Genomic DNA, 17304 nt, shown 5'->3' with positions numbered 1-17304 from the left:
GCCAACGATATTAGGTAGCGAAGTGAGAAGCACAGGAAGTATTGCAATTAGACCTTGCTGCGTTCCCTATCGACAATGGAGTTAGTCGAATTTGTTTTGTGTCCGCAAAATTTCATTCTTTGCGTTTGTGATTTCAGTTTTTTCTTGCTCAAGAGCTTTAAGTTGATTACGAACTTGAAGTAAACGGTATTCAACTCTGGAAAGAGCGCTGGCAATGTCTTCTTCCGATGCGGTCGTCAAGCCATTGAACTGGTCAACTAATTGCTGAGCCTCATTTGTGTATTGCTCGACAAGATATACTCGGCTACTGATTTTTTCAACAGCGAGTGTTTCGGAAGAGCTTGAACTCATACCGGAAGATTTAAGCAGCATTCTATGTTCAAGCTTTAACTGCTGCGCAAGTTCCTTCACCCGTTGAGTTTCAGACAAAACGTCACCTGATGCGTAAATAAGCTGTCTCCGGAGTGCTCTGCTCTCGGTTTGTGCCGCAAGCTTCATTGCCGCATGAGCTGTTTTCGCTGATTTCGAAGCTGCGTATGCAGCATATAGACCGCCAACACCGGCCAAGCCGCTGCCTAGAGAGGTAATGATGTCGAGCAAAACTGAACAATCAGCCAATTTGAATCTTCCTTACAAAAAATTGAATTGGATGTATTTTATAGATCAACTATAGCACCGAGAACACACATTTAGCTGGACACCGCAATTGGCAATTTCGTTTTATCTTCTATATCATGACCAACTTGATGAGCTATTATTATCCTAGCAAAATTAAAGAGTAGAGCAATGCATGAATTTAAAAAAATATTAATATTTTCTGTTTTTATAGCAGGAGCTTGCTTTTCAACAGTTATCTATGCCTCCCTTTATACCCGAGAAGGTGGCTTGGTTTATGACGACATTAGCAAGATCACTTGGACATCCAATGCTAATCTTTTTCAATATCTCGCAAATTCACCTGAGAACAATAATTTCATACAGCAAGTAATTGACGCAAATAATGGCATTATTTACGGTTTGGGTAAAAATACTTTCCTCGACAAGCATACATTATCTTTTTCTGATTTTAATTTAACAACTGGAACGTTAAATTGGTACGGAGCCCAAGCATTTATTGGCTATCTTAATAGCATGAATTATGCCGGCTATAATGATTGGCGACTGCCAACGACATGGCCAACATTTGGTGGATACTCAGAAGGCGGTAGTGAATTTGGCCAATTATATTACACGGAGTTGGGTGGAAAGCCAGCCATGCAGTTAGCTAGTGTTCATAACGGTAATTATTTTCTATTTAGCGGAATCCAGGGGTTCCCATATTGGAGCAGCACGATATATGATAGAGATTTTACCTATGCTTGGTATTTCAATCTTGGTAGTGGTGGAGTACAAGCGTTTACATCTAAAAGTGCCTTTCAGAACGTTTGGGCTGTTCGCAATGGGGATATTACTGTAATACCGATACACATACCGGCTTGGCTTTTTGGTCTTATTTTATTGGGATTAATGAGGTTTACTGGTTTGTTAGGGCAGATCAGATCAGCAATGGTGTAATTTGAGGGCTGTAGGCTTCGAATTCTGTTATTTTTATCATACTTAGAAGCTGTTGCAAGTAATTTGATTGCCGAATACATTGCAATTAGTAGTTCTTATTGGATTAGTAACTATATATGTTGGATGAGTTGCTGAATACAATACAACAGCATTTGCTAATTCTATTTCTGCTCTTGCCATTTCACCGATTGTTGTAAATAATATCTGAGCAAATTTTTTGCTTACATTTCCCACTTCAGAAATAAAAGCATCCCTAGACTGGTCTATTTCATTTTCTTCCATTATATTTAGACGATTTTCAAGATTAACCTTCCATTTTTTACCTTCATCTTTTAAAGATGTTCTAAGTCCATATATTTGTGTGTTTATATATCCATATGTTGGATGATTGGATACAATTTCATTTACTAATGAAATCTGTTTCTTTAATACATTTGAAATTATAATTGCTAACGCTGGATCAATTTTACTGGCTTCTTCAATTTGCTTTGCCATACAATATTGAAATTCCCCATACCAATCTATGCCTAGCTGTACGTCAGGATCACTGATAACCTCATCATCTTTCAGTTGTTCTTCAGTCGGATACTCGTTAAATGCTATTGCCAGTTTATTATAAAGTTTAGAATACTTTGGTTTTGCTTGAATAGGAGCTCTGCAAGCCTCAGCTTTTGTGTTAGCGTCTGATGCCATCATAAAAATTCTAATACGTTCTGACTGAGTATGAATTGCAGAGCATCCTGATAACAAAATAAATGCAAATAAAATTAATATTGGTCTCATTGAGAGAGTATCGGGTAATTGAAGTCTAAATTATTTTATAGCATTTCTCGCAAATTACACGTCCGGCCTAGCAAATACTTTCCTATGTCAGCTCATCCTCAACAATCTGACATTCGTTAGTGAAAGAGTCCGTCTGCTTTTGGCCGTAGTGACTCAGTGAGAATGTTAAATTGTTCGCCGAATAACGGACAGTCAACTGGGTCACAGGTTGCCTTAACTATTGAAATTGGATGGCGACCCCGACGGTCGGGTAATGGCCGATTGAAGCCAGATGCTTGGAAGTGCCAGCCAACCCTAAATGCACATGGCTGTTATCTCTATGCTAAGTCAAAGCAACCACCCGTTTGACTCTCGGCAAGCCTCCAATCACCAGCGCTCCCGGTAATCATATCGGGGCATCGGCCGCGGCGGATAGCCGTAATAGTCCAGCGGCGGCCGCGCGAAATAGCGCGGCGGCGGGGGAGGGTAATAGCCCAATCTTGCCGGGCCATGCATCCTAAAATATGGCCGGTAAGCATGCCCGTGATGGTGATGATGCCGCCTATGGTGGCCATGTCCCCAATTATCTCCATGCGCCAAAGCGGTTCCGGACCATAACACGCCGATTAACAATATCGTTATAAGCCTGAACATATATCCTCCTTTGTGGGATTGTTTCAGTCGCAGCGGATTGTTCGCCTTTTTGCTTAAAAACCTCTTAATTCCGCTGCGCTGTTTGAAAGCAGAGCAGATCGAATGCCGACTTGCACATCGCTCAAACCATTGGCGCCACATTCCCGAAGCGCTTCAAATCCCGGATTTCGTACTTCTCAATTTATTTGCACCGTGTTTAAGGCAGGCTGTCCCAAAAAACCGGTTCATGCGCCTGTGGGCAGGCTGAGTAACATCGCCACATTAAAGTTTGATGAAAATGCCGATTTGAATGAACCTTGCTGGTTTGCCCGGGAATAAACGCTGCACGTAACCACGGTTTTGTCTGGTTACCGAAATTGAACCGGGCGTCAGATTATCCTCACTGGAAACTAATGGCGCCCGCATAATGACGATGCAGCAAAAGGAATCCGGGCCATGACGCTTAGCAAGCAATCCAAAAGAATCATTGTGTATTCTCACGATACCTTCGGTCTGGGCAATATCCGGCGGATGTTGGCTATTTCTAAATCCTTGGTGGATGCCGATCCGAATGTCTCGGTATTGATTTTGTCCGGCTCGCCGATGCTGCATGCCTTCCGGATTCCGGACCGCATCGATTACATCAAGTTGCCCTGTCTTTCGCGTAGCGTCAAAGGCGATTATTCGGTGAAGTTTCTGGACATGGAATACGCGCAACTGCTCAAACTGCGCAGCAACATCATCCGCAGCGCAGTGCTGGATTTCGACCCCGATTTGATTTTGGTCGATAAAAAGCCCTACGGCGTCAGCGACGAATTGGGCGCGGCTCTCAATCTAATGCAGCGCCGCGGCCACCGTGCCAAGTTGGTCTTGTTGTTGCGAGACATCCTCGACAGTCCGGAAAGCACGATACCCGTGTGGAAGAAAAACGGTTACCACGATGCCATTCAATCCCATTACGACAAGGTGCTGGTGGTCGGTTCGCCGGAGATTTACGACATGCGCAAGGAATACGAGTTTCCCGACGCCAGCCATGAAAAAGTCGACTTCTGCGGCTACATCGCCCGCGAACGCAGCGACAAACGCGCCGGTGAGATTCGGCAGCAAATCGGCTGTAAACAGGAACGTCTGGTGTTGGTGACCGCAGGTGGCGGTGAAGACGGCTACCAATTGCTGCACAGTTATCTGGAAGGCTTGAATCGGCAAGATCTGGGCGACAACACCATGACCCTGATGATTTGCGGTCCGGAAATGTCGGAAAGCCGCCGCCACCAGCTCGAAGTTTTGGCTCGTGGTTGCCGTAACGTGGTGATTCAAGAGTTTAACACCGACATGATGGCCTGCATGGAAGCCGCCGATTTGGTGGTCAGCATGGGCGGTTATAACACCACCTGCGAATTGTTAACCTTGCGTAAGCGCGCGATTTTGGTACCGCGCGTCAAACCTTCGCAGGAGCAATGGATACGCGCGGAACGCCTGGCCCTGCAAGGTTTGGTGCGCGCCATTCACCCCAACAATCTGACGCCCAAATTGCTGATGGATACCGTCCGCGAGGAATTGCGCCGCACCAACGTCCACCACAGCCGGATGTATCAAATCGACATGGGCGGCTTGCCGCGCATCAGCCAGTCGATCAGCGACCTGCTTTACGACTGCCCGGCAAACCTGCCGGCAACGATCAGGGCTTCGACTCGCAGCGCCAGCGCCGACTAACTCAATTTGCCGAATACATCACTCGGCGCGTGCAACGCCGAACGGCCCCTTATGGATTACACCATGCAAAAACACGACAACCAGGCGCAAGTCGCCTACATCCTCAAAGGCTTTCCGCGCACCTCGGAAACCTTTATCACCAATGAAATCCACTTGTTGGAAACCTTAGGCCTCAAACTGTCGATCTTTTCGATCAAGCAACTCGAGGGCCAAAAGCACCATGCCGTGGTTGACCAGATCAAAGCGCCAGTGACTTATCTGCCGCAAGCCGACGATTTGACCGGCCGCAGCTTTTGGGTCTGGCTAAGGGAAAACCTGCCGAAATTCATACCCAGCCACGGCCGGTTGTTCCTGAAGCGGCCAATCGCCTATCTCGGCGCTTTGCTGGAGTGTTTCAGTATGTCGATTAAATACCGCGAAAGCTGGCGGGACTTTCCGCGCACGGTATTCATTAAGGAATTTTTGCAAGCCGGCACTATCGCCAAAGCGGTATTGCAGAATCCGGCCATTCGCCATTTACACGCCCATTTCTGCCACGGCGCCACGACGGTGGCTATGTTTGCCAGTCGGATCAGCGGCCTTCCGTTCAGCTTTACCGCCCATGCCAAGGATATTTACCTAAAGGAATTGAATCCCGGCGATTTATTGCAAATCAAAATGCGCCGCGCCAAATTTGCCGTGACCTGCACCGGCGCCAACCAGCAACATCTGGACGCCTGCAAAGGCAGCGATATTGCCGTGCACCGGATTTATCACGGCCTGGACACCGATTTGTTTGTGCCGGAGCCGCGCGAGCAATCTGCCGCTGGCGCTGTCCCAACCATCCTGTCGGTTGGGCGGCTGGTCGAGAAAAAAGGCTTCGATTACTTGGTCAGAGCCTGCGCAATTCTGCGGGATCGTGGCGTTAAATTTAACTGCCGCATCGTCGGCGGCGCCGATAAATACGCGCTAGTGATCAAACAACTGATCGCCGATCTGGATTTACGAGATTTGGTCAGCCTGCCCGGCGCGGTCACGCAAGAACAATTGCGCGGTATTTATCAGCAAGGCAGCGTGTTTGCCCTACCTTGTCTGGTGGTGGACAACGGCGACCGCGATGGCATTCCGAACGTATTGGTCGAAGCGATGGCGATGGAAATGCCGGTCATTTCCACCGACATTTCCGGCATCCCGGAACTGATTCAAGACCAAGTCAACGGCCTGCTGGTGCCGGAGAAAAATGCCGCAGCCATGGCCGATGCCATCGAACGCTTGTTAAAAGATCAGGCTCTACGCCAGCGCCTGGGCCAAGCCGCGCGGCAAACCGTCTGCCGGGATTTTAACTCCCGACACACCACGGTGGCTTTGAAAAACTTGTTCGACGCCTGCCTGGCCGGTGAAATGGTGGAAGCGCATGTCTGCTGTGCTGAACATTCTTAATACCGACCCGCGTCTACAGGCGCTGGCGGCGCCGTATTGCGATATGACGCCGGTTGACTTGCTGACTTATTTCCATAGCCGCCGGCATGTCCGCTACTTTTCGGTGATCGACGAAGAGCAAAATACCCCGGAAAAACTGGATGGCGTATTGCGCAATCGCTTTGATTTCAATCACGAACCTTATCAGCTGGATGATGACTTCGACTGGCTGAGCAACCCCAGCGCCGACATCGAATGGCTGATTTTGTTGCACAAGTTTTATTACGCGGTCGGCTTGGGCCGGCGCTTTGCAGAGACCGGTGATCGGCGCTACCGCGATAAATGGCAAACGCTGACCCAACGTTGGATCGATACCGTACCCATCGATTTTCTCTCCAGCGATGTCACCGGCCGCCGCGTGCAAAACTGGATTTTTGCCTACCGTTATGTCGTCTCGACGGACACCCAACCGGCTATTGATCCCGAGTTTCATCTGGACTTTCTCGCCTCGCTGCAACAACAAGTGGCTTATCTGTGCGACAACCTGACCCCAGCTCGCAATCATCGCACGCTAGAGCTTTACGCGATTTTTCTGGTGGCGGTGGTGTTTCCGGAATTGCGCGGCGCCGATGAATGGTTGAAATTTTCGATTGCCGAACTGCATTGCAATCTGCAAACCGACTTGCTGGCCGACGGCGTGCATTGCGAGTTATCGACCGATTATCACCACATCGTGCTGCGTAATTTTCTGGGCATTCGCAGGCTGGCCATGCTGAACCACATCGCGCTGCCGGTGGACATGGACGCAGCCATCAAAAAAGCCCTGACCTTTTGCCTGCATGCGCATAAACCCGACGGTTTTATCCCGGCCATCAGCGACGGCGATAGCGCCAATTTCCTAGATTTGCTGCGCCAAGGCCATGCGCTGTATCACGATGAGGCGATGCTTTACGTTGCCACGTCCGGCCAACAAGGCCAAGTACCGGCGGAACGTTCAAAAACCTTTACCGCTAGCGGCTACAGCATCTTGCGCAGTGGCTGGGGTGATCAAGGCGGAGCATATCAAGACGAACGCTACTTGTTTTTCGATTGCGCGCCGCTCGGGGCCGGCAACCACGGCCATCTGGATTTACTGAATATCGAAATGGCCGCTTACGGTCGCTCGTTGATTGTCGATCCGGGCCGTTATACCTACGACGAATCCGGCGACACCAACTGGCGGGTAGTGTTTCGCGGCACGGGCTACCACAACACCGTGCAGGTGGACGGCAAAAATCAGACGCTTTATGCGCCGCACATTCGCAAATACAAGATTCAAGGCCCGGAACCGGCGCGCGAATTTAAATGCGCGCTGCACCGGCCGGGATTTGACTATCTGCACGGCATCGCCGCCAGCCATGAATATCCGGTGATTCACGAGCGCAAAATCCTGTTCATCGCCGGCGAATACTGGCTGATCTGTGATTTGCTGCGCGCGAAGCAAAACCACGACTACGAACTGCGGTTTCATCTGGATGCGCTAGCTCTGCAACGTACGACCACCCGAGTCGATGCCGCCGGCTTGCGCGTCGATTCGCCGAATCTGCTCATGCTGCAACTCCCGCAACCGGATACCCAATTAACGCTGGAGCCCGGCTTTGTCTCGCCCAGCTACGGTGTCAAATACCCGGCGCCGGTCGTCAAGTTTGCCGCGCATGCCGCCGACTATTGCTTTTTGACGGTGCTGTTTCCTTATCAATCGACGCCTCCTCGGCTGACGCTTGCACAGCTGCCGGTCAGCCAACACGGTCAATCGGTGGGCAATACCATAGCCAGTGCCCTGCGGATTCACAGCCAACAGGCGCACGGGGACTATCTCGACACTCTATTTCTGGCGCACCGCAAAGGCGGCAGTTATACGTTTGCTGATCTAAATACCAATAGCGCGTTCGTATTCCGCCGTCAGGATAGTCTGGGCCGGGTGATGGCGTGGCATACCGAATCGGCTGCGGCGGCAAGGGAATAAATGATGAAACCCGAATTTCGCGCGATGGATAGTTCAATCCTGTCAGGCAACCCAGGCGCCGATAAAGCTGCGTTATTGCTGCCGCCGTTCGATACTTGCTCACCCGCCGAGTTGTTAGCGCATTTTCGCCAGCGCGCAGTGGACAACTACTTTCCGCTCAAACCCGGAAAAGCCAAACATGTCGCCAGCGCGGCGCCGATACTCGACAATGAATTTACTCTGAATAACGAGACTCACCGTTTAGGCAACGGATTTGACTGGTTGCACAACCCCAGCGCCGATCTGGAATGGCTGATTCTGCTGCACAAGTTTTATTACGCCCGCGATCTGGCCTTGGCCTACGACTATAGCGGCGACGAAGGTTATGCCGACAATTGGGTGGCATTGGTCGGTTCCTGGATAAAGCAAGTGCCGGACGGGTTCGTGAACAGCCAGGTGACTGGCCGCCGCTTGCAGCAATGGCTGTTGGCTTACCACTACTTCGTGCCGGGCCGGGACTGCCAAGCGATAAACGCCGAATTTCTGCTGGCGTTTTTACATTCGATACAGTCGCAGGCGCTATTTCTTAGCCGTAACCTAACCCCAGAAGGTAATCACCGCACCATCGAGCTGTCAGCGATTTTCACGGTTGCGATTTTATTCCCGGAGCTTAGCGCTTCGGCCGAGTTACTGACCTTTGCCCAGAGCGAACTGCTGGCCAATCTACGCCAGGATTTCCTGGCCGACGGCGTGCAAAAAGAGCTGTCCACCGACTATCACCACACCGTATTGAAGAACTTTTTACGGGTCCGCGAACTGGCGGATTTAAACGGCGTGAACTTGCCCGAGCCATTCGATGCCGTCATTGAAAAAGCCCTGGAATTTTCGATTTACGCCCACAAACCCGACGGCTGGCTGCCGGCCATCAACGACGGCGACGTCAACAGTTATCTATCGCTACTGGGTAAAGCCGAACGCTATTACCCCAGCGACGCGCTGCGCTATGTGCTCAGCCAAGGCAAGCAAGGCCAGCCGCCGACGCAACGCTCGCGGCTGTTTGCCGACAGCGGTTATTGCATTCTGCGCAGCGACTGGGCCGAACGGCCTTATGCCGACGGCCGTTATCTGTTTTTCGACTGCGGCGATTTGGGCTTTGGCAGCCACGGCCATTACGACTTGTTAAGTTTTGAAATGGCCGCTTTCGGCCGCTCCTTGATCGTCGATCCGGGCCGTTATACCTATCACGAACACCCAAGCGACGACGTCAACTGGCGGCATGCGTTTAAAGGCACCGCCGCCCACAACACCGTCATGATCGACGGCAAGGATCAAATGGCCTACCAATGTCATGAACCGGTCGGCCCGCAACCCCATGCTGCGGTAATCCGTTTTGAATCGAATCAAGGCTTTGATTTCGTGCATGGCCGCGCCCTCAGCCCGCGTTACGAAGTCGATCATCAGCGCAGCATCTTCTATGCCGAAAACGAGTACTGGATTATCAGCGACCTGCTAAGCGGCTGTACCAGTCATCGCTACCAACAATTTTTTCATCTGCCGCCACCATGGTCAGCGCCAATTCAGTCCCTGAATAATCGGCAAGGCCAGGGCGTTTGCCTGCCTAACCTGTTAGTCGCGCAAGCACCGCGTGCCGAGGTGGCGATGCGCATAGAATCCGGCTGGTTTTCGCCGGAGTATGGCGTCAAACACGCCGCGCCGGTGCTGTGTTTCAGCCAAGAGGGCGACGGTACCCGTTGGTTTCAAACTGTGCTGTATCCCTATCGGGATGACGCGCCGGACATCCGGATCGACAGCTTGCCGGTCAGTCAGTCGCAGCATCTGGCAACGCCAATGCAGGCCATGGCTTTGAGTATTACCTTAAAGACCGCCGACACGGTTTATCGCGACTGTTTTTTTGTTAGCCATCTCAACGAAACAACGGAATACCGATTTGCGGATATTGTCTGCCGGGCGAAGCTGTTGTTCGTGCGCCGCAATCTGCTGGGGGAGATCGTCAGCTTACAAGCCGACGCCATTGAAAGCCTGAAAATTGCCGGCCGCACGCTGGTGGACAGCATCGACAAACCGGTTACGTTGAATTATCGGCCAAGCCCGACCACGCCAACACCATCAGCGGTTTGTGAGCGCGCGGCATGAATCAAGACCCGCAATTTCCGCAGATGCCAGCGGCATTGAATCCGACTTTGATGGGCCCCTTGCTGGATTGGCTACTAGACGGCGCGGGTAATCCAGCGTCCGGAAACGGCTGGCAGATCGGCGAAAAACGTTATAAACCGGGGAAGAGCCTGTTGGTGGGGTATCGCTGGACAGGTCAATCTGATAGTCCGCACACCCGCTTTGCCACCGGGCGGCTATGCTCGCCGGCCGACGTTAACCGCGAGTTTGAACGGGAACTCGCCAAACGGCCAGACTTGGCGAAAGGCGCGCTGACGCTATTACAACATCCGGCCATGCTGGTGTGGGCGTTTCCGTATGATCGCAAACTACGCCATTTGCCCACGCTGCTGGACCACGCGGCGATGGCGATTCGCCTACAAGCGGCCGACCTGCTTGGCATGCCTGTAGAAAGCTTGCAATCCGAGGTGTTGCATTATCTTGCCGAGCGTTCCTGCATGATTCGTTACAGCGTGCAACCTGCCGAATCAACGCAGCCGCGGCTGGTGTACGCCAAAAATTATGCCGATGATGCGGGCCGCGAAACCTTTGCCGTCATGCGCCAGCTTAACGGACCATTTAACTGGGGTGCCGAGGCGTTGGCTTTTGACGCGGACACGTTGACACTTTGGCAAGCCCATCTGCCTGGTCAGGCTTTGACGTGGGCGGAGTTGCAGGAGGATCGTGATGGGATACTGGCCGATCAGATGGCACAGTGCGTGGCGGAGTTGCACGCCTGCCATATCGATACGCCAAGATGTTACACGCAAAGCGATGTGGTGCAGGGTTTGTTGGATACGCCAACGCTGGCCGAGCAAGTTTGCCCGGAATGGGCCGGCCGTATTGCCCGCTCGGTAAACAGCTTGTTGGCGCAGGCGCCGCTTCAAACGCCATCTAGGCTGGCGACGCTGCACCACGACTTGAAACTAAATAACTTTTTATATGACGGTCAGCGCTTGGGCTTGATCGATATGGACTGCGTATGCCTCGGCGATCCCCTGCTGGATCTGGCCAGCCTGATCGCCAATATTTATTTAAACGGCATCCGCGATGCAGCTTCGATTGAATCCATCCATCCACTGGTCAATCGCTTGGTATTGAGTTACCAACGTCACCGTCGGCAGACGCTGAATTTGGCGGATTTACGTTGGCAGGTTGCCGCCGCGTTGATACACGAAGTGGTGCGCCGCAGTTTGCGCCAACTGGACGAAACACGCCTCAAACAATTCAAACATTATCTGGCGCTGAGCGATATGTTCGCGGTGCGTTGTGAGCAGGCTGCCGGAGCGGACGATGTATTCATCTAATCAGCCACGGCGAATTTATTTGGCTCGTCACGGCCAGAGCGAATTGAATCTGCAACAACGGATTTCCGGTCAGGCTGATGCGAAACTATCCGCCAAAGGCATGCAGCAAGCTGAAGCCTTAGCGGACGTGCTGAGACAAGAAACTTTGAGCACGATTTACAGCAGCAGCCTGACCCGCGCCATACAAACTGCCGCACCCACCGCGGCCATGCAGGGCTTGCCCATCAGGACTTTGGATGGTCTGCGGGAAATTGGCCTGGGTATTCTGGAAGGCCGACATGTTGATGAACGGGACCCGGAGGCCAGCCGCTTATGGGCGGCACGCGAACAGGATAAATATGGCTTCAGCGTACCCGGTTGTGAAGCGTATGCGGATTTTAGCGCGCGGGTGCTGAGCACTCTGCAAGCCATGTTGGCCGGCGGCGGAGAGGCGATGTTGATCGTCGCCCATCGCAACACCAACGAAATCATCTTGAATCAGTTGTTGGGCGCCGATTTTGCCGGCGTAGCCGAGATCAACGTCAAAAACAAATATCTGTACGCCATCGATTTACGCAGCAACGCGGAAGTGATGACCATACGCCTAGGCGGCGAACAGCATGGCCGGCGCTATGCGGGGTTGCGCACATGACTAACCCCTTGGCGCAATTTGCCCCCTTGCTGAATGCCGATCTGATGGCCGCCGCGCTGCAACAGCATTTGCCCGAGTGCCGGGCAGGCGACTGGCAAGTGACCGGCTGCGAGATTCAGCATCCGCGTTACAAAACCTATCGGCTGGCTGAAAATCGCGAGCGCTCGTTTTTATCGCTGGTTTACCATTTACGCGGCCGGCATCCAGCGGCAATGACCGCCGAGCAGCGCATACTGTACGCCCGCGCTTATCTGGGTCAGCGCAGCCAGCAGGCCTACAGCGAAGCGCAAGCCAACGGCGAACGGGCGATACATCTGGCGGAACTGGGCATGGTGGGCTGGCATTTTCCGGACGATCCGGCGATGCCCTGGCTGGCGGCGTTGATGGATAGTCGGCAGATTGCCGAGTTGGAACAACGGCCAATATCGGCTATCGAGATCGTCAATTACCGGCCGGAAATTCGCTGCACGGCGCGTTACCGCTTCGCCGCCGGCGAAACTGAACCTGCGCGGGTGGTTTACGGCAAAACTTATGTCGATCAACGCGGCCGGACGGTTTATCAAAATCTGGGTTTGCTGCAACAGCAACCGTCTTCAGTCGCAGACTTTGTCATGCCCCAAGCACTGGCTTACGCTGCCAACTGCCGGACCCTGTGGTTGGACGGCTTGCAGGGCCTAGCGTTGGCGGCGATGGATTTTACGCGCGAGGTAGAAGCCAAACTCCCGGTTCTGGTCGCTGCTCTTGCCGCATTTCATCGGCTTACACCGCCACCATCGCTGCCCACCATAAGCTTGCCGCAGCACTTGCAAGAGTGGCGTAAGAAAGCCGACAAATTGAGCGTGGCCTATCCCGCGCAGCAAGCGAAACTGACTGCTTTGCTAAGCGAACTGGGCCAAACTCGCCCGGAGTTTGCAACTCTGGGCTTGATCCACGGCGATTTTCACATCGATCAATTACTGGTGTTGGCGGACGGCCGATTGGCGCTGTTTGATTACGACGAATTGACGCTGGGCGACCCGTTGCAGGATTTGGCCAATTTCGCGGCGGATTTATACAACTATCCCTATCCGGTTGCCGTAATAGACCGACTGGTTCAGCAACTGTTTACGACTTATTCAGCCAACCACAACCAAACCGACCCGCAACGCTTTGTTTGGCATCTGCGCGGCCAGTTGCTGACCCGCGCCTACCGTTGCTTCATCCAACAAAAATCAGAAGCCCAGCAACGGGTCGCTGATTTTATTGCGCTGGCTTTGCGTCCCTGGCCGCTGGCCGAATGAATTCACCGGAAAACTACCCATGACCGACCAAACCCAATCGAACAGCCGCTTCAGACAAATCGTGTGGGCGCATCTGCGCCGGGTTCGCGGCAGCATTGTCGCGGCCATTGTCTGCATACTCGGTTCCACCCTGACCAGCCTGATCGTGCCCTGGCCGCTGAAGCTGATTTTCGATCATGTGTTGCTGAATCATCCGTTGCCGGCCCATCTGGCCGCCGCGCAACCGCTGTTGCACGGCGGCAGCGAACAAGCGTTATGGATCCTCTGCGGCAGCATGGTGCTGATTGCCTTGTTCAAGGGAGTTTTCTCCTACTACCAATTGTTCCTGACCTCCCGCATTGGTTATTTGTTGGTCTACACCTTGCGTAGCGAGTTGTTCGACCACTTGCAACGCCTGTCGCTGGCCTTTCACAGCAGTACGCCGTCCGGCGAGTTGCTGAACAAGCTCACCAGCGATACCAACACCTTGAAGGACGTCTACGCCGACTCGGCCTTGACCTTCACCACCCACGTGCTGACGGTACTGGGCATGTTCGCCATTATGTTCAGCCTGAGCGTGAAACTTAGCTTGATCGTGCTGGCCAGTTTTCCACTGCTGTGTCTGGCTATCGTGCTGATTTATCGCCGGGTCAAGCGCTCGGCGCGCAAACAACGCCATAATGAAGGCCGCTTGGCTTCGCGGGTTAGCGAACTGTTGAACGCGGTGCCGCTGGTGCAAACCTACGGCATGGAAGATGTCGAGCGCGAGCGTTTCGATGTCGAAAGCAGCCAGTCGATGACCGAAAGCGTGCGTACCGCGCGCATCGAAGCCGGTGCGACGCGGATGATCGAAATCATCAGCGCTATCGGCACCGGTATCGTGGTGCTGTTCGGTTGCTTGCAAGTGTTCGACGGCGTGCTGACGCCCGGCGACGTGTTGGTGTTCAGTTCCTATATCGCCCAGATGTATCAACCGATTCGGCAGATCACCCGCTTGTCCACCCGTTTTTCCAAGGCCAGCGTCAGCATCGAGCGCATCAGTGAAATTCTGGATACCGAGCCGGACATACAGGACCCGCCGAATGCGATAGTGCCTAGTGGCTTGCGCGGCGAAATCGAATTTAACAATGTTTCTTTCGGCTATCCGACCGGCAAACCCATTCTGCGGGATGTTTCGTTTCATGTTCAGCCGGGCGAAAGGGTGGCGTTGGTCGGTGCTTCGGGGGCCGGCAAATCCACCATCGCCCGCTTGCTGATTCGGCTTTACGATCCGCAACAGGGCGTTGTGCGCATCGACGGCATCGAAGTTGATCGTTACCAGCGGGCGGCGTTGCGGCGGGAAATCGGCGTGGTGTTGCAGGATTCGATACTGTTCGGCACCAGCATTCGCGAAAACATTGGCTACGGCAGCCCGGATGCCACGATTGAAGCGATTGAAGCAGCCGCGCGCATGGTGCATGCCGACGCATTCATCCGCAATCTACCGGACGGCTACGACACGGTGCTGGGCGAAAGCGGCGGCAATCTGTCCGGCGGCCAAAAACAACGCTTGTGTCTGGCGCGGGCCTTGTTGCGCCAATCATCGATTCTGATTTTGGACGAGCCGACTTCGGCGGTGGATGCCCAGTCTCAAGCACTGATCCGCGATGCCATTGATCAGCTGCACGGCGGCAAAACCGTGCTGATGATCGCTCATCAATTTCACACCATCCGCCATTTCGACCGGATTTTAGTGCTGAAGCAAGGCGTGATTGTCGAGCAAGGCAGCCACGAAGCCTTGATGCAGATGCGCGGCCATTATCACGAACTGTATAAACTCCAACACGGGTTGCGTGCCGCATGAACCACTACAAACCGCGCTTACTGCTGTATTGCCAGCATTCACTGGGCATGGGCCACTGGGTCCGAGCCATGACTTTGGCCAATGCCTTGAGCCGCGAATTTCGGGTGACATTTCTGAATGGTGGCCGCGCTCCCGATCACCAAGCCGCCGTTGCCGATTTGGATATGCTGAATCTGCCGCCGCTGGGTATGGGCGAGGATCATCAATTGTACAGTCAGGATGAACGTTACAGCGTCGAAGAAGCTCTGGCCGCTCGCAAGCAGATAATTTTGGATGAGTACGCAATGCTCAAACCCAAAGTGGTGTTGATCGAGCTGTTCCCGTTCGGGCGCAAGAAACTGGCTGGCGAGTTGCTGCCACTCCTAAAGACTGCGCGTCGAGACAAGCAAACGAAGCCACTGGTGCTGTGCAGCCTGCGCGACATCATGGTCAACGCCCGTAAAGATCAAAGTCGCCATGACGAACGCGCCCGCTGGATTACCGACCGCTATTTCGACGGCCTGCTGGTGCATGCCGATCCCCGGTTTGCCAGATTGGAAGACAGTTTTAAGCCGCGCCATCCCTTGCAAATTCCGCTGCTGTACACCGGTTTTGTCGCTCCCGGTAACGTGCCGGCCGCAATCAAACCGCCAAGGCGTGGGGTTTTGGTGTCGGCTGGTGGCGGCATGGTCGGCGCACCGTTGTTTCAAGCGGCGATTCAGGCTCATGCCATCAATTGGGCTAAGGAAAAACTGCCGATGACCATCGTCGCCGGGCCGTTTTTACCGGACGCGGACTGGCAGGATTTAGTAATACAGGCCCAAGGTGTTGAGGGTTTGACATTAGTACGCTCGGTACCGGCGATGCAGCCCTTGTTGGAGGCGCACAGTGTGTCGGTGAGTCAATGCGGCTACAACACGGTGATGGATATTCTCGAATCCCGCACGCCCGCTTTAGTCGTGCCGTTCGTGCGCGGCCAGGAAGACGAGCAAATTCAGCGGGCGCAAAAGTTAGCCGAATTGGGATTAGTCGAAATGCTGAATCCTAGCGAATTGACCGGCCAACGTTTGGCCGAACGGATTTTGCAACTAAGGGATTTTTCACCCAATCCCGCCGGCCTGGATTTGGCTGGGGCCGATACCACCGTACGCCTGATTCAGGACTTGCGGGCCAGCAAAAACGACTCTATCCCAGAAGCTCAATCAAAGGAGTATGCCCATGCTTGCTGATTGGCTCAGACCTGTGCGTATGGCCTTGGATGACCGAGAACAAGCCATCCAGATTTTCTTTCGCGACGACGACGCTGGTTGGGATGATGACCGACTTTATGCCTTGCTGGACTGCTTTCGGGATTGCCATACGCCCATCGATCTTGCGGTGATTCCCGATGCTCTTAGCCAGTCGCTGGCGGACTCGCTGCTGGGGTGTTGGCGGCGAAATCCGTTTCTGTTGGGCGTACATCAACATGGATGCAGCCATCAAAACCATGAAAACCACGGCCGCAAATGCGAATTCGGCATCAGTCGTAGCGAAGAGCAGCAATTTAAGGATTTATTGGCTGGCAAACACCAGCTTGAGTGCCTGTTCGGGTCGGCGCTGGACAGCATCTTCACGCCGCCTTGGAACCGCTGCAGCCAAACCACGGCTGATAGCCTGATCAAACTGGGTTTCCAAGCCCTGTCGCGCAACCTAGGCGCCGCGCCGCTGTATACCGGAAGATTACGGGAAATTCCGGTGGCTATTGATTGGTGCGGGATCAGAATCAAATCCGCTCAGCCCTGGATGGCGCTGGGCCAAGCCATCGCAGAGGCGTTGTATCCGACGCACCCGCTACCACTGGGCATCATGTTGCACCACGCCGTGATGGACGGTGACGACCTTGAGCATCTGCAAGCCGTATTGCAGCTATTCCGCGAACATCCCAATACGCGCTGCCGCTTGATGCGCGAATTTTTACGTCCCGCAGACGTTGTCGATATGGCGACCGGTGCTTTGGCGCTTGATTCCCTGGTCAAGCCGTTGACGCCCCTCGGCCTTGCCTCTGATCAACCCATCCACTGATTTTCGTT

At 53.3% G+C, this 17304-nt stretch carries 13 protein-coding genes; 11 read left to right on the top strand and 2 right to left on the bottom strand.

Annotated features, from left to right (window positions below; translation table 11 throughout):
* Window positions 1-81: 81 nt before the first annotated feature.
* On the bottom strand, window positions 82-618 hold the full coding sequence (locus JL719_RS14145; RefSeq protein ID WP_129871416.1) for a hypothetical protein: 537 nt from the start codon (window positions 616-618) through the stop codon (window positions 82-84).
* A gap of 168 nt (window positions 619-786) precedes the next feature.
* On the opposite strand from JL719_RS14145, the gene JL719_RS14140 reads away from it, so the two are divergent.
* Window positions 787-1554, top strand: coding sequence for an Lcl C-terminal domain-containing protein (locus JL719_RS14140; RefSeq protein WP_033158036.1), 768 nt, complete (start codon window positions 787-789; stop codon window positions 1552-1554).
* Window positions 1555-1596: 42 nt separating this feature from the next.
* On the opposite strand, the gene JL719_RS14135 is transcribed toward JL719_RS14140, so the two are convergent.
* Window positions 1597-2337: a hypothetical protein gene (locus JL719_RS14135; RefSeq protein ID WP_129871415.1), complete on the bottom strand. Its 741-nt coding sequence runs from the start codon at window positions 2335-2337 to the stop codon at window positions 1597-1599.
* A 1068-nt stretch (window positions 2338-3405) separates the two neighbouring features.
* On the opposite strand from JL719_RS14135, the gene JL719_RS14130 reads away from it, so the two are divergent.
* The 10 genes from JL719_RS14130 to JL719_RS14085 all read left to right on the top strand — a co-directional run bounded on the left by JL719_RS14130 (window position 3406) and on the right by JL719_RS14085 (window position 17296).
* Window positions 3406-4662 carry a glycosyltransferase family protein gene (locus JL719_RS14130; protein ID WP_033158033.1) on the top strand — a complete coding sequence of 419 codons (1257 nt, stop codon included), beginning with the start codon at window positions 3406-3408 and terminating at the stop codon, window positions 4660-4662.
* A gap of 63 nt (window positions 4663-4725) precedes the next feature.
* Window positions 4726-6081, top strand: a complete 1356-nt coding sequence (locus JL719_RS14125; RefSeq protein WP_033158146.1) for a glycosyltransferase — start codon at window positions 4726-4728, stop codon at window positions 6079-6081.
* Window positions 6056-8065: an alginate lyase family protein gene (locus JL719_RS14120; RefSeq protein WP_033158032.1), complete on the top strand. Its 2010-nt coding sequence runs from the start codon at window positions 6056-6058 to the stop codon at window positions 8063-8065. The genes JL719_RS14125 and JL719_RS14120 overlap by 26 nt, the downstream gene beginning before the upstream one ends.
* A 3-nt stretch (window positions 8066-8068) precedes the next feature.
* Entirely contained in the window at window positions 8069-10198 is a 2130-nt protein-coding gene (locus JL719_RS14115) for an alginate lyase family protein (RefSeq protein WP_203531397.1), read from the top strand.
* A complete protein-coding gene (locus JL719_RS14110) occupies window positions 10195-11523 on the top strand; it encodes a phosphotransferase family protein (protein ID WP_033158030.1) in 1329 nt (442 codons plus the stop codon). Before JL719_RS14115 ends, JL719_RS14110 begins: the two co-directional genes overlap by 4 nt.
* Window positions 11510-12154, top strand: coding sequence for a histidine phosphatase family protein (locus JL719_RS14105; protein ID WP_051670229.1), 645 nt, complete (start codon window positions 11510-11512; stop codon window positions 12152-12154). The genes JL719_RS14110 and JL719_RS14105 overlap by 14 nt, the downstream gene beginning before the upstream one ends.
* Window positions 12151-13434, top strand: coding sequence for an aminoglycoside phosphotransferase family protein (locus JL719_RS14100; RefSeq protein ID WP_033158029.1), 1284 nt, complete (start codon window positions 12151-12153; stop codon window positions 13432-13434). The genes JL719_RS14105 and JL719_RS14100 overlap by 4 nt, the downstream gene beginning before the upstream one ends.
* A 19-nt stretch (window positions 13435-13453) precedes the next feature.
* The gene (locus tag JL719_RS14095) at window positions 13454-15256 is read left to right on the top strand and encodes an ABC transporter ATP-binding protein (RefSeq protein WP_051670228.1); all 1803 of its coding nucleotides are present in this window, start codon (window positions 13454-13456) and stop codon (window positions 15254-15256) included.
* A complete protein-coding gene (locus JL719_RS14090; RefSeq protein ID WP_033158028.1) occupies window positions 15253-16464 on the top strand; it encodes a glycosyltransferase family protein in 1212 nt (403 codons plus the stop codon). The genes JL719_RS14095 and JL719_RS14090 overlap by 4 nt, the downstream gene beginning before the upstream one ends.
* Window positions 16454-17296 carry a polysaccharide deacetylase family protein gene (locus tag JL719_RS14085; RefSeq protein ID WP_051670226.1) on the top strand — a complete coding sequence of 281 codons (843 nt, stop codon included), beginning with the start codon at window positions 16454-16456 and terminating at the stop codon, window positions 17294-17296. Before JL719_RS14090 ends, JL719_RS14085 begins: the two co-directional genes overlap by 11 nt.
* Window positions 17297-17304 lie beyond the last annotated feature (8 nt).

The sequence above is a fragment of the Methylomonas sp. LW13 genome (assembly GCF_016865255.1).
In the GTDB taxonomy this organism is placed as follows: domain Bacteria; phylum Pseudomonadota; class Gammaproteobacteria; order Methylococcales; family Methylomonadaceae; genus Methylomonas.
Note: the sequence above shows the minus strand (reverse complement) of the source record. Positions and strands in the feature narration are given on the sequence as shown.